Annotated in this window: 21 protein-coding genes; 2 read left to right on the forward strand and 19 right to left on the reverse strand. The window is 64.8% G+C overall.

Annotated elements, in window-relative coordinates; all coding sequences use genetic code 11:
• Positions 1-184 precede the first annotated feature (184 nt).
• The 3 genes from ACVOLQ_RS18195 to ACVOLQ_RS18205 form a co-directional block, all read right to left on the reverse strand.
• Positions 185-1120, reverse strand: a complete 936-nt coding sequence (locus tag ACVOLQ_RS18195) for an MBL fold metallo-hydrolase (RefSeq protein WP_481528860.1) — start codon at positions 1118-1120, stop codon at positions 185-187.
• Positions 1121-1205: 85 nt separating this feature from the next.
• Positions 1206-1499 carry a hypothetical protein gene (locus ACVOLQ_RS18200; RefSeq protein ID WP_481528861.1) on the reverse strand — a complete coding sequence of 98 codons (294 nt, stop codon included), beginning with the start codon at positions 1497-1499 and terminating at the stop codon, positions 1206-1208.
• Positions 1500-1521: 22 nt separating this feature from the next.
• The gene (locus ACVOLQ_RS18205; protein ID WP_481528862.1) at positions 1522-2823 is read right to left on the reverse strand and encodes a tryptophan--tRNA ligase; all 1302 of its coding nucleotides are present in this window, start codon (positions 2821-2823) and stop codon (positions 1522-1524) included.
• 121 nt (positions 2824-2944) lie between these two features.
• Here ACVOLQ_RS18205 and ACVOLQ_RS18210 point away from each other — a divergent pair, with 121 nt between their 5' ends.
• Complete coding sequence (locus ACVOLQ_RS18210) at positions 2945-3772, forward strand: hypothetical protein (RefSeq protein ID WP_481528863.1); 828 nt, start codon at positions 2945-2947, stop codon at positions 3770-3772.
• Between the two features lie 205 nt (positions 3773-3977).
• On the opposite strand, the gene ACVOLQ_RS18215 is transcribed toward ACVOLQ_RS18210, so the two are convergent.
• From ACVOLQ_RS18215 to ACVOLQ_RS18235, 5 genes are all read right to left on the reverse strand, one after another.
• Positions 3978-4199 (reverse strand): CsbD family protein, encoded by a 222-nt coding sequence (locus ACVOLQ_RS18215; RefSeq protein WP_313171124.1) that lies wholly within the window; start codon positions 4197-4199, stop codon positions 3978-3980.
• A 191-nt stretch (positions 4200-4390) separates the two neighbouring features.
• Positions 4391-4528 carry an entericidin A/B family lipoprotein gene (locus ACVOLQ_RS18220; protein ID WP_303748520.1) on the reverse strand — a complete coding sequence of 46 codons (138 nt, stop codon included), beginning with the start codon at positions 4526-4528 and terminating at the stop codon, positions 4391-4393.
• 54 nt (positions 4529-4582) lie between these two features.
• Positions 4583-4720, reverse strand: coding sequence for an entericidin A/B family lipoprotein (locus tag ACVOLQ_RS18225; protein ID WP_481528874.1), 138 nt, complete (start codon positions 4718-4720; stop codon positions 4583-4585).
• Positions 4721-4879: 159 nt separating this feature from the next.
• Complete coding sequence (rocF, locus tag ACVOLQ_RS18230) at positions 4880-5800, reverse strand: arginase (RefSeq protein WP_313171129.1); 921 nt, start codon at positions 5798-5800, stop codon at positions 4880-4882.
• Positions 5801-5982: 182 nt separating this feature from the next.
• Positions 5983-7626, reverse strand: coding sequence for a mechanosensitive ion channel family protein (locus tag ACVOLQ_RS18235; protein ID WP_481528864.1), 1644 nt, complete (start codon positions 7624-7626; stop codon positions 5983-5985).
• Between the two features lie 640 nt (positions 7627-8266).
• Between ACVOLQ_RS18235 and ACVOLQ_RS18240 the strand changes: the two genes are divergently transcribed.
• Positions 8267-9475: an NnrS family protein gene (locus ACVOLQ_RS18240; protein ID WP_481528865.1), complete on the forward strand. Its 1209-nt coding sequence runs from the start codon at positions 8267-8269 to the stop codon at positions 9473-9475.
• A gap of 14 nt (positions 9476-9489) precedes the next feature.
• Here the strand turns inward: ACVOLQ_RS18240 and ACVOLQ_RS18245 are convergent, their stop codons facing one another.
• From ACVOLQ_RS18245 to ACVOLQ_RS18295, 11 genes are read right to left on the reverse strand one after another with little or no spacing between them, the layout of a single operon-like run.
• Positions 9490-10155, reverse strand: coding sequence for a sulfate/molybdate ABC transporter ATP-binding protein (locus ACVOLQ_RS18245; protein ID WP_481528866.1), 666 nt, complete (start codon positions 10153-10155; stop codon positions 9490-9492).
• Positions 10145-10828, reverse strand: coding sequence for a molybdate ABC transporter permease subunit (gene modB, locus ACVOLQ_RS18250; RefSeq protein WP_303749953.1), 684 nt, complete (start codon positions 10826-10828; stop codon positions 10145-10147). Before modB ends, ACVOLQ_RS18245 begins: the two co-directional genes overlap by 11 nt.
• 2 nt (positions 10829-10830) lie before the next feature.
• Complete coding sequence (modA, locus tag ACVOLQ_RS18255; protein ID WP_481528867.1) at positions 10831-11571, reverse strand: molybdate ABC transporter substrate-binding protein; 741 nt, start codon at positions 11569-11571, stop codon at positions 10831-10833.
• Between the two features lie 21 nt (positions 11572-11592).
• A complete protein-coding gene (locus ACVOLQ_RS18260; RefSeq protein WP_197606663.1) occupies positions 11593-12369 on the reverse strand; it encodes a helix-turn-helix domain-containing protein in 777 nt (258 codons plus the stop codon).
• A 7-nt stretch (positions 12370-12376) separates the two neighbouring features.
• A complete protein-coding gene (locus ACVOLQ_RS18265) occupies positions 12377-13588 on the reverse strand; it encodes a coproporphyrinogen III oxidase (protein ID WP_481528868.1) in 1212 nt (403 codons plus the stop codon).
• Positions 13589-13632: 44 nt separating this feature from the next.
• The gene (locus ACVOLQ_RS18270) at positions 13633-14964 is read right to left on the reverse strand and encodes an MFS transporter (protein WP_481528869.1); all 1332 of its coding nucleotides are present in this window, start codon (positions 14962-14964) and stop codon (positions 13633-13635) included.
• 23 nt (positions 14965-14987) lie between these two features.
• On the reverse strand, positions 14988-15878 hold the full coding sequence (locus tag ACVOLQ_RS18275; RefSeq protein ID WP_313401072.1) for a peptidylprolyl isomerase: 891 nt from the start codon (positions 15876-15878) through the stop codon (positions 14988-14990).
• Between the two features lie 3 nt (positions 15879-15881).
• Positions 15882-16586 carry a respiratory nitrate reductase subunit gamma gene (gene narI / locus ACVOLQ_RS18280; protein WP_004146540.1) on the reverse strand — a complete coding sequence of 235 codons (705 nt, stop codon included), beginning with the start codon at positions 16584-16586 and terminating at the stop codon, positions 15882-15884.
• Positions 16583-17263, reverse strand: coding sequence for a nitrate reductase molybdenum cofactor assembly chaperone (gene narJ / locus ACVOLQ_RS18285; protein WP_313644427.1), 681 nt, complete (start codon positions 17261-17263; stop codon positions 16583-16585). The genes narI and narJ overlap by 4 nt, the downstream gene beginning before the upstream one ends.
• Complete coding sequence (narH, locus tag ACVOLQ_RS18290) at positions 17260-18804, reverse strand: nitrate reductase subunit beta (protein WP_049450918.1); 1545 nt, start codon at positions 18802-18804, stop codon at positions 17260-17262. Before narH ends, narJ begins: the two co-directional genes overlap by 4 nt.
• Positions 18804-22559, reverse strand: a complete 3756-nt coding sequence (locus tag ACVOLQ_RS18295) for a nitrate reductase subunit alpha (protein ID WP_481528870.1) — start codon at positions 22557-22559, stop codon at positions 18804-18806. Before ACVOLQ_RS18295 ends, narH begins: the two co-directional genes overlap by 1 nt.
• Positions 22560-22572: the final 13 nt, after the last annotated feature.

The following is a 22572-nucleotide window of genomic DNA, read 5'->3' on the forward strand; positions in this document are numbered from 1 at the left end:
AGCTGCAATTGCGCAGGATGCTGCAGGCCGTCGGAAATACCCCCTCCCTTTCGCACCGCGAAGGGGAGGGCTGGGGAGGGGTGAGCTTCACCGCCTCTGCTCTGGTCGTGGCTTCGCAGCTGACGCCGCTCCTGCATTGATCTTCGGCATTGTCGGGAAAGCCTCTGCCGAGCATGGCTCGGCACTACCGGCGTTTTTCGCGGTCCAGCCAACAGGCCAGGCCTTGCGCGTTGAGCTCGATATCCATTGCCAGTACCCGCAGCACTTCAGATGCGTCCAGCGGACTGCCCTGCAATCTCAAGCGCGCTACATACAGCGCGCCCAGCGCATCCACCAACAGGCGATGGCGTTCCGGTTCGCCGTTGCAGCGCTGTGCGATCGCCACCATTGCGTCGATCTGCGCGTGCAGTTCCTGCGCCAACCGCGCCGTGCCTTCGACCCGGCCGTAATGGGTCAGGTACATCCCCTCCGGTGACTCCTGCATCAAGCGCAGGATCGAGGCATGCATCGCCTCCGGCTCAAACTGCACCGGTGAGGAGGTGGGAACGATGAAAGCACCACCAGCGTGGTCCAGCTCGCGATACGACAGGCCAAAGGTGTCGCCGGTGAACCAGCTGCGACTGGCCGCATCCCACACGCAGAAGTGATGCCGTGCATGTCCCGGCGTATCCACGCAGACCAGCTCGCGACCCGCCAACAAAACCCGATGCCCATCCTCGGCAACCACCACGCGCTCGGCCGGCACCGGCACGATCTGGCCGTAGCTGCGCGCCATCTCGGCTTCGCCATACACCGCCGTTGCACCGGCGATCAGCCGGGTGGGGTCGATCATGTGCTGGGCGCCACGCGGGTGCACGACCAACCGCGCATTGGGCAGCTGCTGCATCAGCGCACCGGCACCGCCGGCATGATCCAGATGCACATGGGTGACGATCAGCCAGTCGATATCCGCAGGCGACAGCCCCGCCTGGGCAACGCAGGCCAGCAGGTTCGGCAGCGAATGTGTGGTGCCGCAATCGACGAACGCGCCGCGTCCGTCCTGCACGATCAGGTAGGCCGCATCGAAGTGATCGCGCTGGAACGCGGTATCGATGGTGTGGATGCCATGGGCAAGAGACATGCGGCAACTCCGGCAGAAACTGGCTTCGATCCTGCCAGCCGCCCTGCCCGCACTCAACCCGGACTTTTGTCGCAGCCGCGTCGGCTCAGTGCTGCAGTACGCGCGGGCGCAGCAGCAATGCCAGCACCATCACCGCGAGGAAGCCGCCGTAGGCATACAACACGGCGAGGATCTGCTTCCACAGGCCTTCGGCCACCTCGGTTGCGCCCACGTGATAACCCCACAACATGAAGCCGATGCTGGCCACCAGGGCCAGCACCAGCATCGCTGCATCAAACATGGTGCGCTTGCGACTACGCGGCTGGCGTGGAAACCACCAGTACAGCGCGCCCATCACGCAGAACCAGGGGAGAAACAACAACAACGACAACCAGGCCATCGACGTGCTCCTCCACAAGGGTTTATTCCTTTGCCGCAGCCTCGCGCAGTTCGCGCAATGCCACCAGCACCGGCTCCACTTCCACTTCGACCTTGAACAGCTCGCTCTGCAGCGCATCGCCCTGCTCGGCCTGCTTGAGCACGGCGATCAGCTGGCCGGCATCGCGCGGCGAGTCAAAGCCTTCGCTCTGGATCAGCAGCGTGCCTTCGCCATCAAGCAGCTTGAAGTAGAAGCGGCCGTCCTTCTCGCGGTACTGCTTGAACAGCGGCAGCGCCGCCTTGGCAGCGGCTGCCGCCTTGGGCTTGTCACCTGCGGCGGACAGGTCACGCAGGCCCACCGCATGGCGCAGCTCCTTCAACAGCGGGATGGCGAACTGCTCGCGCAGCTGCTGGCCACGCTTGCGCAGGATGGCTTCGATCTTCTCGGGCTCGGCCATCAAGGCGTTGTAGCGCTCGCGCAGCGGCGACAGCTCGGCGTCGATGCGCTCGAACAGCTGCTGCTTGGCGTCGCCCCAGCTGATGCCGTCGGCAAAGGCCTTGGCAAAGGCAGCGGTCTGCTCCGGGCTGGCGAAGGCCTGGTACATCTGGAACAGCGCCGAGCCCTCGGTGTCCTTGGGCTCGCCCGGCAGGCGCGAGTCGGTGAGGATGGAGAACACCAGCTTCTTCAGCTCCTCGCGCGGCACGAACAGCGGGATGGTGTTGCTGTAGCTCTTGCTCATCTTGCGGCCGTCCAGGCCGGCCAGGGTGGCCACCTGTTCGTCGATGATCACTTCCGGCAGGGCAAAGTATTCCTTGCCGTAAACGTGGTTGAAACGCTGGGCGAAATCGCGCGCCATCTCGATGTGCTGGATCTGGTCACGACCCACCGGCACCTTGTTGGCGTTGAAAATCAGGATGTCGGCGGCCATCAGCACCGGGTACATGAACAGGCCGGCGCTGACGCCTGCGTCGTCGTCCAACTGCTCCTCGCGGTTCTTGTCCACCGCCGCCTTGTAGGCATGGGCGCGGTTGAGGATGCCCTTGCTGGCGACCACGGTGAGGAACCACATCAGCTCGGTGGTTTCCGGGATGTCGCTCTGCCGGTAGAACCACACCTTGTCCGGGTCCAGGCCGCAGGCCAGCCAGCTGGCCGCGATCTCCAGGGTCGAACGCTGGGTGCGCTCGGGCTCCTGCGCCTTGATCAGGCTGTGCAGGTCGGCCAGGAAGAAGAAGCTCTCGATATCCGAGGCCTGGCTGGCGGCAATGGCCGGGCGGATCGCGCCGACGTAGTTGCCGAGATGGGGAGTGCCGGAGGGGGTGATGCCGGTGAGGACGCGGGTAGTCATGTAAACCAAGCTGACGAGCGGATGAACCGGGCCAGTGTAACCGCCCCAGCCTGTCCCCGCCCTCAACCCCATTGCCCGCACCCGGCCGTTTGAGGTCATGTACCCCGCCAAGGAGCCTGCCATGTACCGTTTTCTAGCCAGTGTGTTGTCGGTTGTCGCGCTATGCGGGTTCAGCCCGGTACGGCCAGCAGATGAGGGCCCGGTGCTGCTGTCGGTGATCGACCGTGACGACGGACGGGAGCTGGACCTGTACCCGCACCGCGGCCAGCAATGGGTGGCCGGCAGCCCGGGTCACCGCTACAGCGTGCGCATGCAGAACCGCAGCGGCGAGCGCGTGCTGGTGGTGCTGTCGGTGGATGGGGTCAACGCCATCACTGGCCAGACTGCCTCACCCAGCCAGTCCGGCTATGTGCTGGAGCCCTGGCAGAGCAGCGAAATCACCGGCTGGCGCAAGTCCAATGCCGAGGTCGCGCAGTTCGTGTTCACCGCCTCCAGCGACAGCTATGCCAGCCGCACCGGCCGCCCGGCCAATGTCGGGGTGATCGGCATTGCGGTGTTCAACGAGGCACGCCGGCCGGTGTATGACGTGCGCCCACTGCCGATTCCCCGGCCCTCGCCGCGGCCGATGCCGCAGTACGAGGACCGTGCCGGGGCAAGTGCCAATGCCAGCGGGCGCGCCGCCGAAGCCGCTGCGCCCAGCGCGATGGCCAAGAGCGAATCGCGGCAGCGCCTGGGTACCGGCCACGGTGAGCGTGAGTGGTCAAGTTCGTCATTGACCAGCTTCGAGCGTGCCAGCCGCAATCCGGTGCAGGTCAGCGAGGTGCGTTATGACTCGCGGCAGCGGCTGGTGGCGATGGGCATCCTGCCGCGCGGTTATCGTCACGTGGACAACTCGCCACAGGCGTTCCCCAGTGGTTTCGTGCCGGATCCGCCGGCGCGTGGCCGCTGAGTTGCTTGCCTGCCGCTGATTTGTGGGAGCGGCGTAAGCCGCGAAGCTGATCAAGCCCCATCTCTCAGCAACTGTGTCATCTGATGATGCCCTTGCTTCGCGGCTTACGCCGCTCCCACAAAGGCAAAAAGAAACCGATGCCAGAGGACTGGCATCGGCTTCTGATTGGGGCAAGCGCCTTGCTTCCCTCAATCACCCGACGACATCAGTGGTAATCCGGGTATTCCTTGTGCAGCGCCTTCTGGAAGTCGCGCACTTCGGTTTCGGCACGGTCTTTGGCCCAGCCATAGCGTTCCTGCAAGCGACCTGCAAGATATTCGGCGTTGCCTTCGGCCACCTTCATGTCATCGTCGGTGATGTCGCCCCACTTGGCCTGTACCTTGCCCTTGAGCTGGGTCCACTTGCCGGAAATGATGTCTTTGTTCATTACGCTGCTCCTTTCGGGGGATACGCGGTTGGTTCGCGTGGGACCACCTTGGCCGCAACGCTGTTGGCATCAGGTCCATGATTCGTTGTGTGTTGCTGACCTTGGTGAACATCGCTTCAGGCAGCAGGCTGCGTGCATGAAAAAGGCCGGCATTGCCGGCCCCCTTCATTCATCTGCAGGACCCTGCCGGATCAATGACCCTTGGCAGCATCCTCGACCTTTTCACCGGCCTTCTGCACGTCCTTGCCTGCGCCGGCAACGGTATTGCAACCCGCCAGCACTGCGACCGAGAACAGCGACAACATCATCAGGGCAACCAAACGCTTCATGTGTTTCTCCTGTGGTGGTTCCATCGGTGCGGTCCACAACGGACCGCGTGTTCATCAGCACTTGCCGTCTTTGCAATCCTGCGCCTTGTCTTCGACCTTCTCACCGGCCTTCTGCATGTCCTTGCCAGCGCCCGCCACGGTATTGCAGCCGCTGAGCATGCCAACCGAGAACGCGCCCACCAGGGCCAACATCAACAGTCGCTTCGTCATTCGTCTCCTCCTCCCTTTCAAGGCAGATGCCGTGGCCGGTAACCGGCGGCAGGCACTTCGTGTGTGAAGACGAATCTGGCGGCTGGGCCGTGTGCTCCGCGTGAAGCCGCGCAGCACACGTTCAGTGATGTCGGCCGATTGTTAATCCCGCATCAGGGTGGATTTGCCGAACAGGCTTTCCACCAGGTCCACCGCCAGCTCGGCGGTGCGGTTCTGGTGATCCAGCAACGGATTCAGTTCGACGATGTCCAGCGAGCCCATCAAGCCGGTATCGGCAATCATCTCCATCACCAGCTGCGCCTCGCGGTAATTGACCCCGCCCGGCACCGTGGTGCCCACGCCCGGCGCAATGCTGGGGTCGAGGAAATCCACGTCGAAACTGACGTGCAGGTGGGTATTGGCGTCGATGCCATGCAGCGCCGCTTCCACCGTGCGCTTCATGCCGGCTTCGTCGATATGGCGCATGTCGTAGACATCCACCCGGTGCTGCTTGATCAGGCGCTTTTCTTCCGGATCGACCGAGCGGATGCCGATCTGGTGCACCTGCCACGGCGCGATCGCCGGGGCGCTGCCACCGAGATGGGTCAGCCCTTCCGGGCCCAGGCCACACAGGCAGGCTACCGGCATGCCATGGATGTTGCCGGACGGGGTGACATCGGAAGTGTTGAAGTCCGAATGGGCATCCAGCCACAGCACGCGCAGCTGCTTGCCCTGCTCACGGCACCAGCGCGCGACCGCGGTGATCGAGCCCACGCCCAGGCAGTGGTCGCCGCCGAGCATGATCGGCAGGCGGCCGTCCTGCAGTTCGGCATAGGTCGCTTCCATCAAGGCGTGGTTCCAGGCCACCACCTCGTCCAGATGGCGATAACCCTGCACCGGACCGGTCCACGGATTGCGCGGGCCATCCAGGTTGCCGACATCACGCACCTCCACGCCGCGTTCGGCCAGGGCCTCCGGCAGGCCGGCAATGCGCAGCGCCTCCGGCCCCAGCCGCGCACCACGCGCACCCGCACCCACATCGGTAGGCACGCCAATCAGCGACACCGGACGAAAACCAGCCATACCACCTCCGTTGCAAATGAAAACAGTTTAGCGAGCGGCACCTGAAAGACCTTGCGGCAGCGCGGCAAACCCTTGTGCTGCCTGCGTTCCGGACCATCCCCGCGGATCAGGGCCAGCGTAGCTGGGCGACATTGCAGCCGTGCACACGGCCGCGTTCAGTGCCTGCGGACCCCGCATGCAGCTCACGACACCGGCGGCTTGGGATCCCAATTGTCCGGCGTCACGATCTTGGGCAGCTCGGGGTCGGCGATGTAGTTGGGCGACATGATCTGTACCCCGGCCGCATTGAAGGCATCCTGGATGTTGGCGTGCAGCGCGCTGAGTATGTCCGCGCGCAGCGGCAGTTCAACGATGTGTACGCGCAGCACATAAGCTACGTAGAAGTCGTTGAGCGCGGTCTGCAACACGTAGGCAGGCGGTGCGTGCTGCACATGCCCGGTCCTGCCAGCCGCGTCCAGCAGCAGCCGATGCACCTGCCGCCACGGCGTGTCATAGCCGATGGTCACGCCGGTTTCCAGCCACATGCCGGCCGTCTGCGGGTCGCGCGAATAGTTGAGCAGCTTGCCGCTGAGCACATGCATGTTGGGCAGGCTGACCTCCACCCCGGTAAGGGTGCGGATGCGGGTGGTGTACAAACCGATCTGTATCACCTGCCCTTCCACATCCGCCACCTTGACCAGGTCGCCGACCGACATCGTCCTTGAATACAGCAGGGTGAAACCCGCCGCCGCCTGGCCAACGATGCTCGATCCGCCCAGCGAAATCATCACGCCGAGCAGCACCGTCAGGCCCTTGAACGCATCACTGCCCGAGCCGGGCAGGTAGGGATAGGCCATCACCAGCGCAAACAACCAGATGCCCGCGACGATCAGCTTGCGGCTGGGTTCGGCCAGTTGGCGGTCGATGCCGAACAACTGGAAACGCCCATGCTGCACGCCGCGGAACAGGATGCCGATGATCTGGCTGGCCAAGCGTGCCAGCAGGAAAATGATCAGCGCCGTCACCAGCCCCGGGATCGCCGCCACGCCCGCCCACAACCAGGCTTTGGCCTGGGCAGCGAGCCATAACGTCATCGTCGTCGCCCACGGCTGGGTGTAGTCGAACTGATGGAATACATAGCGCAGCCATTCCTCGGCCAGCACCAGCAGCGCCACCAGCAGCAATGCGCGCGACAACCAGTCGGCCAGCGCATTGGCCCCATGCAGCATCTGCCGTACCGGCACGCTACGCAGCGTCCCGGCCTTTTTACCCACCCAGGCCAGCATCGCCGCCCGCAGCCGACGTGCCAGCCAGGCCATCAGCCAGACCAGTGCGGCGGCCAGCACCGTGGCGACAAGGCTGTGCAGCACGCCCCGGAGCACCCGCCCCGGCGCACGCTCGCGCTCGGCGGCGGCGACCGCCTCGCCAAGCCGGCTGCGCACCTCCTCGCGCACCTGGGCCAGACTCTGGCCCTGCGCGGTATCCACATCGGCAGGCGTGATGAGGGTGACGACTTCCCCGCCGAGCAGCAGGATCGCACCGGCAGCGGTGTCGTTGAAGGTGACGCTGGGCGTACCCGGCTCCTCGACGATGCGTTTGATGTTGAATTCGGCAACCTGCGCCCGCTGCAAGGGCGAGCGGCCCATGAACGCGCTGCGGAAAGTCAGGATGTCGCGGTTGTAAAAGCGCACCGTCGCCGGGGCCTGCGCCTGGGCGGTGCCTTCTTCGGTTGCAGCCAGCAGCGGCGCAGGTGCAAGCAGCAACGAGGAACACAGCACAAGCAGCAGCCATGTGATCAGGGTGAACCCGCGTGCCCGCGTTGCTGTTTCGAGGCTGCTCCGCAACATCTTTCTGCTTCCCCGCAAGAAGAGATGACTTGCCGCTGGCGTGTTGCGTCGACCCGCTGCCAATCAGCCCCCACAGGCCGCAGGGTACGCCAGCTACGCCCGTGCTACATCATCGCACCGCGGCAGGCGGATTGCCTGCCATCACGATCTAGCCACTATCGTCCAGGGTGCACCACACTCGCCCGCAGCAACGTAGCCCGGGTAAGCGCAGCGCACCCGGGAAGAGCGGTCCGGGCATCCTTATCCGCGCCAACCGCCCCGGGTGCGCTGCGCTTACCCGGGCTACGGCTTTGGTTAAATCTCGCGATGTGTGCTGTGGCTCGCTCCTGCGTGAGCGCCACGCCGACGGATCTGGGCGTCCCTCCCACTCCGCACCAACTGCCCCGGGTGCGCTGCGCTTACCCGGGCTACGGGCTTTGGTTCAATCTCGCGATGTGTGCTGTGGCTCACTCCTGTGCGAACGCCACGCCGACGGATCTGGGCGTCCCTCCCACTCCGCACCAACCGCCCCGGGTGCGCTGCGCTTACCCGGGCTACGGCCAGCCATTGACCTGGCGATGCTTGCCGCGGCTTTCTGCTGATGGCGCCGGCCTTGATATTGGTCAGTCCCGGCGGCGACGGAGGGGCGGATACTCGCTGCGTGGACACTTCCAGGACCCGCGTGCAGCTGTTCAATGCGCCACACCGGCTGCTGTTCTTCATCGGTGTCTGCAATCTCGGCCTGGCGATGGCTTGGTGGGCGCTCTGGCTGGCCGGCTTGCAGCTGGGCAGCCCCCTGCCCGTACCCGCCGTGCCGCCGGCCTGGCTGCATGGGCTATGGATGCAATACCTGGTATTGCCGAGTTTCATATTCGGCTTCCTGTTGACCGTGTTCCCGCGCTGGATGGGATTGCCGGCGCTGCCGCGGTGGCAATACGCAGGCGTTGGTAGCGGACTGTTCGGCGCGCAGATCGCGCTGCTGACTGCCAGCAGCGGTTGGCAACCCGGGATGTGCTTGGCCCTGTTGCTGGCGGTGCTGGGGTGGGCATTCGGGCTGGTCGTACTCGGCCGCCCGCTGTTGCAGGAGAAAGGCCGCACCTGGCATGCATGGTCATGCTGGTCCGCCTTGCTGATGGGCTGGATCGGCCTGCTCGGCTTCGCCGCCGCTGCCACAGGTGCTGATATCCGTTGGCAGGCACTGAGCGTGTCGCTTGGCACCTTCGGACTGTTGCTGCCGATCTACACCAGCGTCGCCCATCGCATGTTCCCGTTCTTCGCCGGCAATGTGGTGCCGGGCTACCAGGCATGGCGGCCACCGCAATGGCTGGCGATCATGTGGACGCTGTGCCTGCTGCATCTGCTCGGGGAAAACCTGCAGCAGCCACTGGTCATGCTGCTGGCCGATGCCTGCTTGCTGCTGTTGTCGCTGTACTCGCTATGGCGCTGGTGGCCACGCGGTCCCAAGCCGGCCTTGCTGGCGGTTTTGTTCTACGGCCTGGCGTGGTGGCCGCTGGCGATGCTGCTGTATCTGCTGCAGGACATCGCCGCCCTCGCCGGCCACGTTGGTTGGCTGGAACGCGCGCCGCTGCATGCCTTGGCGATCGGCCTGTTCGGCAGCCTGCTGGTGGCGATGGTCACGCGTGTGACCCAGGGCCATTCCGGGCGTGCACTGGTAATGCCGATGGTCGCCTGGATCGCCCTGCTCGGCCTGCAGCTGGTCGCATTGTTGCGCATCCTCGCACCACTGCTGGACGACTCTTGGCGCTGGCATGCCGTCGCCGCTGCCGGCTGGCTGCTGGTGCTTGCACCGTGGCTGCTGCGGTTGGGGTGGATCTACTGGCGCCCGCGTGCGGACGGCAAGCCGGACTAAGCGTTGCCTGGGGATCAGACCTGCACGCGGCCGTCGGCCAGATGCACCACCTGCTGGCCGAACATACCCACGTCCTCCGGATCATGACTGATCAGCAGTAGCGGGATGCCAGTCTGGTCCAGCACCGTTTCGAGTTCTTGGCGCAGATGCGCACGCAGGGCGTGGTCGAGTGCGGCAAACGGCTCATCCAGCAGTAGCGCCTGCGGTTTGGTCACCAATGCACGTGCCAAGGCGGTGCGCTGGCGTTGGCCGCCGGAGATCTGCGACGGTAGCAGGTCACCGAGGTGATCGATGCGGAATGCCTGCAGCCATTGCTCCACCGCATCGACGCGGCGGACGCGCGACGGATTCAACAAACCCGGCTGCAGGCCGAAACCCACGTTCTGCCGCACCGTCAAATGCGGGAACAAGGCGTAGTCCTGGAACACATAGCCGATGCGGCGTCGCTGCGGTGACAGATTGATACCTGCCGCCGCATCAAACAGCGCTTGCCCGTGCATGCGGATCACCCCGGCGTCCGGCCGCAGCAATCCGGCCACTGCCTTCAAGGTCAAGCTTTTGCCCGCACCAGACGGGCCGAACAACACAACGTTCGGCTGTGTGCAACGCAAGGCCGCCTGCAGCTGGAACTGCTGTCCAGCCGCACTCAGTTGGCGCTGAACATCAAGCTCAAGCCACATTGCGCGCCCCTTCCTGCCGCCGCCCCACCAGTCGCGCGGCAAGCAGCAGCACGCTGATGCAGACCAGCGAGGACAGCAGCACCAAGGCGTTGGCGCGACCGTCATTGCCAGCCTGCACCGCCTCGTAGATGGCGATGGACAAGGTCTGGGTGCGGCCGGGAATGCTGCCGGCGACCATGATGGTGGCGCCGAACTCACCCATCGCACGGGCGAACGCCAGCAGCAGGCCGGCAAGAATGCCGCGCCATGCCAGCGGCAAGGTCACCCGGAAGAACAACGCCAGCTCGGACACGCCCAAGGTACGCGCGGCCTGCTCCAGCTGCCCATCCACATCCTCGAAGGCCGCACGCGCCGGCTTGAACACCAACGGAAAGGAGGCCACTGCGGCAGCGATCACCGCTGCCTGCCAGGTGAACACCAGGTTGATCCCGAAGCTGCTCTCCAGCCATGCGCCAAGCGGCCCCTTGCTGCCGATCAGCACCAGCAGGTAATAGCCCAGCACCGTTGGTGGCAGCACCATCGGCAAGGTGAATACCGTGTCCAGCAGCTCACGGCCGGGAAAGCGCCGCCGCGCCAGCAAGGCACCAAATCCGACACCGAGCACGAGATTGATCGCGGTCGCCCAGCCGGCCACCTTCAGCGACAACCACAGCGCGCTCCAGTCCAGATCCACCATCAAGGGCTGCCGAAGCCGTGCCTGTGCAGGATGGCCTGGCCCTGCGCCGAGCGCACGAAGGCGATGAAGCGCTTGGCTTCGGCGGCGCTGCGGCTGGTCTTCACCATTGCCAGCGGATAGCTGATGCCGCCTGCAACCGGCACTTGGAAGGCGCGCTGCACGCGCTCGCTCATCGCCTGCGCATCGGTGGCGTAGACGAAGCCGGCATCCACTTCACCACGCGCCACATAGTCCAGTGACTGACGCACGTTCTGGGTGCTGATCATCTTGGCCTGCACTGCCGGCCACACACCGGCCTGCTGCAGCGCGCCGCGTGCGTAGCGGCCGACCGGCACGCTGTCGGGGTTGCCGATGGCAACGCGCTTCACATCGGCCCTGGCCAGTGCCGCCAACGTGGTCGGCTTGTTGCTGGCCTGCGGCGGCACTACCACCCACAGACTGTTCTGCGCGAACACGTGCTCGGTCGTTGGATCAATCAGGCCTTCGGTGTTGGCCTGCGCCATCGTGGCCTGGTCGGCCGAGGCCAGCACATCGACCGGCGCGCCGCGTGCGATCTGCTGCAGCAAGGTGCCGGAGGCGGCAAAATTCAGGTCGACCGTCGTGCCTGGGTTGGCCTTCTCGTACGCGCTGGATATCTCGCGGAAACTCTCGGTCAGGCTGGAAGCCGCCGAGACCGTCAGTTCAGCCGCGCCTGCCGGCAGTGTGGCTGCCAGCAACAACAACGCCCACAGCTTGTTCATGCATGCATCCTCGGTTGGGCATCATTCGCTTGCGTCATCGGTGGCCGCCATCAGCGCCAGGCGCTCCGGTTGCAGCAGGATGATCTCGCGCTGCTTCACTGCGATGACTTCCTCGTCGCTCAGGCGGCGCAGCACCCGGCTTGCGGTCTCCGGGGCCATGCGCAGGTAGTTGGCAATCTCGGTGCGGGTCATGGTCAGGTTGAAGCGGTGTGCCGAGAAGCCGCGTCGCGCGTAGCGGTTGGAGATATCCAGCAGGAACGCGGCCATGCGCTCCTCGGTACGGTAGTTGGCCGCCAGCAAGGCGGCCTTGCCGATTTCGGCGCTGAGCAGGCTGAACAGCTTGGCCTGCAAGCCGGGCATGCGACTGGCCAACATGCTGATGCGCGGAAACGAGATGCGGCACAGATGCACGGTATCCAGCGCCACCGCATTGCAGGGATAGCGCGAACCGTGGATGGCATTCAGACCGATCACTTCGCCCGGCAGCGAGAAACCCAGCACCTGTTCATTGCCCAGGCTGTCGTCGACAAAGGTCTTGACCATGCCCGCACGCACCGCAGCGATTGCATCGAAGGGTTCGCCCGCGCGGAAGATGTAGTCACCGGCGTGGTACGGCCCGACGTGGTCGACCATCACGTGCAGCTCGTTCAGTGCGGTCTTGTCATAGCCCTGCGAGCTGCAGGCATCGGAGAACGCACAGGTCGTGCAGAAATGCAGCGCGTCACCGTCGCCGGCAGCGGCTGGATTCGGCGTCGCGGTGCCCAGGGGGCCGCGCGGTGGGGGTGTAGGTGACGTCATTCCGTTTTCAAGCAACAGCGGCCAAGGGGCGGAAGCACGCTGCGATCATACGCCACAGCAGCTCACCTTCGTTCTGGATCAGCAGCATATCGCCGTCACGGCGCACCCAGCCGCGGTCGATGAACATGCCGACACGCTCCCATGCGTGCTCGAAACAGGCGTCGAATGGCTGCGCGTTGCGCCATTCGAAGGCGCGCATGTCCAGCGCGTGATCGCAGGCCAGGCTCTGCACCACCTCATCGGTCATACGTTCATGCTCGGAAAGAATAAGTCCGGAGGATATGCCAGGCTGCCCGACCACCAGGCAGGCGCGCCAATGGCTAGGCTCCGGCTCGATGCGGCAGATGACATCGCCGATCTGGCTGCAGGCGCCCACACCGATGCCGAGCAGGTCATGGCGCTCGCGCCGCGGTACCCCGAGCAGGTCGCAATGACGCTGGCCATCGCCGTTGCGCAGCGGCATGGGCAGGTCCGGCCGCTGGTAGTGGTCGCCGCCCAACGGTAGATAGCCGGCCGCCCGCAGCAGCCGCCACGCCTGCAGCCAGTCCGCCGGCAACGGGTATTCGGGCAGCAAGGCAGGCGATGGCAGGATGATGCGTTCGGGCGCCAGTTCCAGCACACGCTGCAGCCGCTGCAGGAACGACACATCGGCGTAGCAGGGCACGCGCAGCTGGTAGTAACACGCGGTGAACGCGGCCTGCTGGGCTTGCGCCAGCATCGCCGGGCCATCGATGCCGGCATGGTCGATCACCGTCATCCGGGTACAGCCGACCTCTCGCAATGCAGCCGGTGCGACATCGCTGGCCGCATCCAGGCGAACTTCCACCTGCGGCCGGGCGATGGTGCACAGCTGCTCCGGCACCGCATCCAACAGGCGGCCCAGCAGGGCGGGGGGCAGATGCTCGACGATGCCGGGCTGCAGTACCATGGCCGCCACTTCGCGGTCGCTGGCCAGCATCCTGGCATGCAGGCGCAGGCATACCAGCAGCGCGTCCAGCACGTTCTCGGCGCGCTCCAGCTCATGTGGGGGTGCGCAGAAGCCCAGCGTCAACGCACGTGGAATCAGATGCTCGTTGCTGGCCTGCATGGCCGCGCGCCAACCCGCCTCGGCGAAGCCGGGGCTCAGCTCCGCCGGCGCCGGGAACAACACGTGCGCGGGTTGCTGCAGCAATGCAACATGCAATGTGGCGTCATCCATCCCGGCGGTCTCTACTGACATGCAAGCATCCTCGCGCAGCGACCGCCGGGTTTCACTGATCTGGATCAAGCCCGCCGCTGTTTCTCCGCCGCGCCGGCATCGATGGCTTCGGGCAGGTCGGTCTCGCGATCGAGCTGCGGGAAGTTGCGACGCTCCATCCGGCGGATGGCGAAATGCATCCAGGTCAAGGAAATGCTGACCAGTACGAACAGCAGCATGAAGCAGCTGCTCCAGATGCCGAGCGCATCATTCAGGGCGCCAAACACGATGGGCAGGATGAAACCACCGAGCCCGCCGATCATGCCGACCACGCCGCCCACCGAACCCACGTGCTGCGGGTAGTAGACCGGGATGTGCTTGTAGACCGCGGCCTTGCCCAGCGACATGAAGAAGCCGAGCACGAATACCAATACGGTGAACAGGGTCACGCTGATCGCCAGGTGGAAGCTGATCTCGCCGTGTATGCCTTGCACGATATAACGCGTATCCGGATAGGCCAGGATGAAGGTACAGATCGACGACACCCCCAGCGTCCAGTACATCACCCGCCGCGCACCGATACGGTCGGACAGCCAGCCGCCCACCACCCGGAACAGGCTGGCCGGTATCGAGTAACAGGCGGCCAGCACGCCAGCCATGCCGACGTCCATGCCGTAGGCGCCGACCAGATAATGCGGCAGCCACAACGCCAGCGCGACGAAGCCGCCGAACACGAAGAAGTAGTACAGCGAGAAGCGCCATACCTGCAGGTTCTTCAGTGGTGCCATCTGCTCGGCGAAGGACATCGGCTTGACGCCGCTGCGGCGACGGTCCTCCAGCGAGGGATCTTCCTTGCTGAACAGATAGAAGATGATGGCGGTGACGGCCAACCCGACCGCCCACAGCTTGGCCACCATCATCCAGCCCGAGGCCACCATCACCAGCGGTGCCAGCAGCTTGGTTACCGCCGAGCCGATGTTGCCGGCACCGAAGATGCCCAGCGCGGTGCCCTGCTTCTCGGCCGGGAACCACTTGGACACATAGGTGACGCCAACCGAGAAGTTGCCACCGGCAATGCCGACGAACAAGGCCGCCAGCAGGAACTGCGGGTAGGTCTGCGCATAGGTCAGCAGCCAGGTCGCCACCGCGCCGCACAGCATCACCAGGGTCATCACCTTGCGCCCGCCGAACTGGTCGGACCAGATGCCGAGGAAGACGCGGATCACCGAGCCGGTCAACACCGGGGTGGCAATCAGCAGGCCGAACTGTGTGTCGTTCAAGCCCAGCTGCTCGCTGATCTGGATGCCGATGATGGCGAAGATCATCCACACCGCGAAACACACGGTGAAGGCGAAGGTACTCAGCCACAGCGCACGTTGTTGTTCGCCGCTGCTGATGTTCTGCAAATTCTGGCTCATTGCCGCTCCTGGGGGATTACGTCTTACTCAGCCTGTGCTTCGATGTCTTCCAGCCCACGCACCGGGTAGCGCTCGCGCAGTTCCAGCAGGAACTGCTGCACGTCGCGCTGGCGCACCTGTAGCTCCAGGTAGTCGCTGATCTGCGGCTGCACCTGCTCGAAACTGAGCGCCGTACCGGCTTCCAGCGCATCGATGCTGACCACGTGGTAGCCCCAGCGCGACTCCACCGGGAAACCCGCCAGGCCTTGCCGCAGGCGGAATACCTGGCGATCGAATTCCGGCGTGGTCTGGCCGCGTTGCAGCCAGCCCAGCTCGCCGCCTTCGCTGCTGGACGGGCATTGCGAGTGACGCGCGGCCAGATCAGCAAACAGATGCGGCTGTTCCAGCAGTTCGGCGATCAGCTTCTCGGCCAGGGTGCGGGCTTTCAGCCGGCCGGCGATATCGTCGGCCGGTGCCGCCAGCAGGATGTGGCGTACGCGGATGCGGTCCGGTGAGCGGAAACGCTCCGGGTTCTGCGCAAAGTAACGCTGGCAGTCGTCCTCGCTGGGCACGCGGTCTACCAGCGTCTGTTCGATCAGCTGCTGGATGCGTGCTTCCTCGCTGGTCTCCTGGCCGACGCCGGGGGCGTCAGCCAGACCAAGCCGCTCGGCTTCCAGCCGCAGCAGCTCGCGTACCACCAGCGCACGCGCCGCATCGGCACGTGACTGCTCCGGGCGCATCGCCCGATGGTATTGCATCTCGCGGGCGATATCGGCCTCGCTGATCGGCGTGTCCTGCACGTACAGGCTGCACGGTGCCGGTTGGCCGAGGCTGCGCGGGCCATCGTCGGCATCGTGATGGTGGCCGGCCTCGGCCGGCACCGGTGTTTGCGAGTCGATGACGGTGATGGGGAGAATGCGTGGCAGGCTGCCCATGGCTTACTCCCGCGGACCGTAGCGCAGCGTGGCCTGGCGACGACGCACCACTTGATATGGCCGCCACAGGTAACTGATCGGCACGCTCCACACATGCACCAGGCGGGTGAAGGGTGCGATCAACACCAGCGTCAGGCCGAGGAAGATGTGCGCCTTGTAAACCCAATGCACGCCTTCGACATAATCGGCCGCGCCGGCACGGAAGGTGACGATGTGCTGTGCCCACTCGGCCAGCATCACCATCACCCCGCCGTCCAGGTGCCCGGCGGAGACCTTGATGCTGTACAGGCCAAGACAGAGCTGGGCGAACAGCAGCACCAGCACCAGCGTGTCACCGAAGCTGCCGATTGCACGCACCCGCGCATTGGTCAGCCGCCGCACCAGCAGGATGGTGATGCCGACGAAGCACAGTGCGCCGAAGAAGCCACCCACCACCATCGCCAGCAACTGCTTCTGCGAGGAAGTGATGAAAGGCTCGTACAGCGCATGCGGGGTCAGCAGGCCGACGAAGTGACCACCGAGGATGGCGATGATGCCGATGTGGAAGCAGTTGCTGCCAAAGCGCATGCCGCGGTCGGACAGCAACTGGGTGGAGCCGGTACGCCAGCTGTACATGGCCTTGTCATAGCGCGCCCAGCTGCCGATCAACAGCACCGCCACCGCGATGTAGGGATAGAACTGGAAGGCGAACTGATTGAGGTAATTCATGGCTGGATCTCCCGCGGCTGCGCGCGTGCCGGTGAACGATGGGGTGGATCGCAATCCTGCGAAGGTGCATCGGTGCCAAAGCGCACCGCTTCCTCTTCCCACAGGCGGTCCATGGCTTCGACGGTGTCGTCGCGCACTTCTTCGCTGGCCCGCTGGCGCAGCACGGCCAGGTTGACCTTGCCCTCGCCCGCCTCGACCAGGATTTCCAGCAGCACCGCATGCGGCAACTGCCGCTCGGCCGCGCGCGCGGCGAGCATGCCGGCGATGTGGCCGATGTGGTGCAGCCAGTCCTTGGCCTCGGCCTGCGGCCGATGCGCCAGGTATTCCAGCAGCAGCGGCAGATAGTCCGGCAGCTCGCGCGCATCCAGCTCGAAGCCGTTCTTGCGATAGGCATCGATCAGGTCGACCATGGCCTGGCCGCGATCACGCGACTCGCCATGGATGTGTTCGAACACCAGCAGGCTCATCGAGCGGCCACGGTCGAAGGTGGCCAGCCAGCGGTCCTGCGCGTCCAGCGGGTCGGTAGCGAGCAGGTCGCGGACGAAGGTCTGCAACTGCCTGCGACGGGCCGGCGACAGTGCCGGATCATCGCAGGCCTCGAGCAGCTCCTCGCCATGCTGCCAGAGCTCGTCACGCGGGTAGTCCAGCAATACGCCAATCAGCTTGAGCACACTCATTTCACCACCTCATGCCGATGCTGGCGGTTGGGATGCACCGCGAAGGTGGTGGTCTTGCGCTGGGTGAACAGGTCAGCCGGGCTGTCGCCGTTGCAACCATTGCCGAAGGTGAAGCCGCAGCCACCACGTTCGCCGAACGCATCGTTGGCGTACTCACGGTGGGCGCTCGGAATGACGAAACGGTCCTCATAGTTGGCGATGGCCAGGTAGCGGTACATCTCTTCCACTTGCGCCGGGGTCAGCCCCACCTGTTCGAGCACGCGCATGTCTTCCACGCCATCCACGTTCTTGGCGCGGCGCCAGGCGCGCATCGCCATCAGCCGCTCCAGGGCACGGATCACCGGCGCTTCGTCACCGGCGGTCAGCAGGTTGGCGAGGTAGCGCACCGGGATGCGCAACGAAGCGATATCCGGCAGCTCGCCGCTCATGCCGACATGGCCACGCTCGGCCGCCGACTGGATCGGCGACAACGGCGGCACGTACCAGACCATCGGCAAGGTGCGGTATTCCGGGTGCAGCGGCAGCGCCAGCTTCCAGTCGATGGCCAGCTTGTAGACCGGCGACTGCTTGGCCGATTCCAGCCAGCTGTCGGGAATGCCTTCGGCACGCGCAGCGGCGATCACCGCCGGGTCGAAGGGGTCCAGGAAGATGTCCAGGTGCGACTGGTACAGGTCCTTCTCCGCTGCCACCGATGCAGCCTCGGCGATACGATCCGCGTCGTACAGCATCACCCCCAGGTAGCGGATGCGGCCCACGCAGGTTTCCGAGCACACGGTGGGCTCGCCCATCTCGATGCGCGGGTAGCAGAAGATGCACTTCTCGGACTTGCCGCTCTTCCAGTTGTAATAGATCTTCTTGTACGGGCAGGCCGACACACACATGCGCCAACCACGGCACTTGTCCTGGTCGATCAGCACGATGCCGTCTTCCTCGCGCTTGTAGATCGCGCCGGACGGGCACGCCGAGACGCAGGCCGGGTTGAGGCAGTGCTCGCACAGCCGCGGCAGATACATCATGAAGGTCTTTTCGAAGGCGCCGTAGATCTCCTTCTGCACCTTGTCGAAGTTGTAGTCACGCGAACGCTTGGAGAACTCCGAACCAAGGATTTCCTCCCAGTTCGGGCCCCACTCGATCTTCTCCATGCGCTGGCCGGTCAGCAGCGAGCGCGGCCGTGCGGTCGGCTGATGCTTCAGCTCGGGCGCGTCGTGCAGGTGCTGGTAATCGAAGTCGAACGGCTCGTAGTAGTCGTCGATCTGCGGCAGGTCGGGGTTGGAGAAGATCTTGGCCAGCATGCGCCAGCGGCCACCGGCGCGCGGCACCAGCTTGCCGCTGCCGTTGCGCACCCAACCGCCGTTCCACTTCTCCTGGTTTTCCCATTCTTTGGGATAACCGATGCCGGGCTTGGTCTCGACGTTGTTGAACCAGGCGTACTCCACGCCTTCGCGCGAGGTCCACACGTTCTTGCAGGTGATCGAGCAGGTGTGGCAGCCGATGCACTTGTCCAGGTTCAAGACCATCGCAATCTGGGCACGTACTTTCATCACACCACCTCCCGTGCGGCGTCGGTTGCACTCGAATTTGCGTCCTCACCGTCCAGCCAATCGATCTTGTCCATCTTGCGCACGATCACGAACTCATCGCGGTTGGTACCGCAGGTACCGTAGTAATTGAAGCCCCAGGCCAGCTGCGCGTAGCCGCCGATCATGTGGGTGGGCTTGAGCACGATGCGGGTCACCGAGTTGTGGATGCCGCCGCGGGTGCCGGAGATCTCCGAACCCGGCACGTTGATGATGCGTTCCTGGGCGTGGTACATCATCGCCATGCCCGGCATCACCCGCTGGCTGACCACTGCACGCGCGGCGATCGCACCGTTGACGTTGAACAGCTCGATCCAGTCGTTGTCCTCGATGCCGGCATTGCGTGCATCGTCCTCGCTCAACCAGACGATGGGGCCGCCACGCGACAAGGTCTGCATGATCAGGTTGTCGCTGTAGGTGCTGTGGATGCCCCACTTCTGGTGCGGGGTAATCCAGTTCAGCACGATCTCCTTGCTGCCGTTCTGGCGCTTGTTGAGCAGCGGCTCCACCGTGCGTGTGTTGACCGGCGGCCGGTAGCTCATGAAGGCCTCACCGAAGTCGATCATCCACTCGTGGTCCTGGTAGAACTGCTGGCGGCCGGTGACGGTGCGCCACGGGATCAGCTCGTGCACATTGGTATAGCCGGCGTTGTAGCTGACATTGTCATCTTCAAGGCCGGACCAGATCGGCGAGGAAATGATCTTGCGCGGCTGCGCCTGGATGTCACGGAAGCGGATCGCCTCGTGTTCCTTGCCCACCGCCAGATGCGTGTGCTCGCGGCCGGTGAAGGTGCCCAGCGACTCCCAGGCCTTGACTGCGACATGGCCATTGGTTTCCGGGGCCAGGTGCAGGATCACTTCGCAGGCATCGATGGCGGTATCAATCGCCGGCCGACCCTGGCTGATGCCTTCGTCCAGCACGGTGTGGTTGAGCTTGCCAAGGAATTCCACCTCGTGCTTGGTATCCCAGCTCATGCCCTTGCCACCATTGCCGAGCTTGTCCAGCAGCGGGCCCAGCGAGGTGAACTTGCGGTAGAGGTTGGGATAGTCGCGCTCGACCACCGCCATGCTCGGCATGGTCTTGCCGGGGATGGCCTCGCACTGGCCCTTCTTCCAGTCAGCCACGCCGAACGGCATGCCCAGTTCGTTGGGCGTGTCGTGCAGGGTCGGCACCAGCACCAGGTCCTTCTCGACACCGAGCACGCCCGGTGCCATGTCGCTGAGCGTGCGTGCGACGCCCTTGAAGATTTCCCAGTCGCTGCGCGATTCCCAGGCTGGGTCCACCGCCTTGGACAGCGGATGGATGAAGGGATGCATGTCCGACGTGTTGAGATCGTCCTTCTCGTACCAGGTGGCGGTCGGCAGCACGATGTCCGAGTACAGCGCGGTGGTGCACATGCGGAAATCCAGCGTCACCAGCAGGTCGAGCTTGCCTTCCGGTGCCTCGTCACGCCACTTCACGTCCTCGGGCTTGAGCGCGCCCATCTCGCCCAGGTCCTTGCCCTGCAGGCCGTGACGCGTGCCGAGCAGATGCCGCAGCATGTACTCATGGCCCTTGCCGGAGGAACCAAGCAGGTTGGAGCGCCAGATGAACATCATGCGTGGGTGGTTCTGCGCGGCATCCGGATCGGCGAAGGCGAAGTCCAGCGAACCGTCCTTGAACTTGGACAGCGCGTAGTCGGCCGGTGCGATGCCGGCCTGTTCGGCCTCGCGCACCAGCTGCAGCGGATTACGGTCCAGCTGCGGCGCACTCGGCAGCCAGCCCATGCGCACTGCGCGCAGGTTGAGGTCGGCCAGGCTGCCGCTGTACTTGGAGGCATCGGCCAGCGGCGACAGCAGTTCGTCCACCTGCAGCTTCTCGTAACGCCACTGCCCGGTATTGAAGTAGAAGAACGAGGTGCCGTTCATCTGCCGCGGCGGGCGGCTCCAGTCCAGGCCGAAGGCCAGCGGCTGCCAACCGGTCTGCGGACGCAGCTTTTCCTGGCCCACGTAATGCGCCCAGCCACCACCGGTCTGGCCCACGCAGCCACACATGACCAGCATGTTGATCAGGCCGCGGTAGTTCATGTCGTTGTGGAACCAGTGGTTCATGCCGGCGCCGACGATGATCATGCTGCGACCATGGGTCTTGTCGGCGGTGCGGGCGAACTCACGGGCAATCTCGATCACCTCGGCGCGTGACACGCCGGTGATGCGTTCCTGCCATGCCGGCGTACCCGGCACGTTGTCATCGAAGCTCTTGGCGACATTGCCGCCGCCGAAGCCGCGATCAACACCGTACTGTGCGAGCAGCAGGTCATAGACCGTGGCGACCAATGCTTCGCCGCCATCGGCCAACTGCAGGCGGCGCAGCGGGATATTGCGCTCCAGCACTTCTTCGGCCGGTGCGGCGGTCCAGCCGTCGCTCTCGATGCCGCCGAAGTACGGGAAGCTCACCGCCTCGATGCCGTCGTGGATGTCGGCCAGGCTCAGGCGCAGACGCGTGTCATGGCCATCGCTGGCCTTTTCCTCGATGTTCCACTTTCCCTTCTCGCCCCAACGGAAGCCGACCGAGCCATTCGGCACGGTGATATCACCGCTGTTCTCGTCGAACGCCAGTGTCTTCCATTCGGGGTTGTTGCTCTCGCCCAGCCCGCCCAGCTCACTGGCACGCAGGAAGTGACCCGGCACCAGCCGGCCATCGGCGCGGCGCTCGATGCGCACCAGCATCGGCATGTCCGAGTACTGGCGGCAGTAGTCCTGGAAGTACTGCGAGGGCGTGTCGACGTGGAACTCGCGCAGGATCACGTGGCCGAAGGCGAATGCCAGCGCGGCATCGGTGCCCTGCTTGGGATGCAGCCAATGGTCGGTGAGCTTGGCCAGCTCCGAGTAGTCGGGGCAGATCGCCACCGTCTTGGTGCCGTTGTAGCGCGCCTCGGTGAAAAAGTGCGCATCCGGCGTACGCGTCTGCGGCACGTTCGAGCCCCAGGCGATGATGTAGCGGCTGTTGTACCAGTCGGCCGATTCCGGCACGTCGGTCTGCTCGCCCCATACCTGCGGCGAGGCCGGCGGCAGATCGCAATACCAGTCGTAGAAGGACAGACAGGCGCCACCGAGCAGCGACAGATAGCGCGCGCCGGCGGCGTAGGACACCATCGACATCGCCGGGATCGGCGAGAAGCCGACGATGCGGTCCGGGCCGTATTCCTTGGTGGTGTAGAGGTTGGAGGCGGCGATGATCTCGTTGGCCTCGTCCCAGTTCAATCGCACGAAGCCACCCATGCCGCGGCGACGCTTGTACTCGCGCGACTTGGCCGGGTCCTGCACGATGCTGGCCCAGGCCTCGACCGGCGACAGGGTCTTGCGGGCCTGCCGCCACATGCGCAGCAGCGTGCCGCGGATCAGCGGGTACTTCAGCCGGTTGGCGCTGTACAGGTACCAGGAGTAGCTGGCACCACGCGGGCAGCCACGCGGTTCGTGATTGGGCAGGTCCGGGCGGGTGCGTGGGTAGTCGGTCTGCTGGGTTTCCCAGGTGACCAGGCCGTTCTTGACGTAGATCTTCCAGCTGCAGGAGCCCGTGCAGTTCACGCCGTGGGTGGAACGTACGATCTTGTCGTACTGCCAGCGGGCACGATAACTGTTTTCCCAGTCCCGTCCTTCGCTCTTGCTGAACCCATGGCCGTCGGCGAAGGGTTGTGGATCCCGCTTGAAGAACTGCAAGCGATCAAGGAAATAGCTCATGGTGAATCTCCGT

It is taken from the genome of Stenotrophomonas sp. STEN031, from assembly GCF_056759975.1.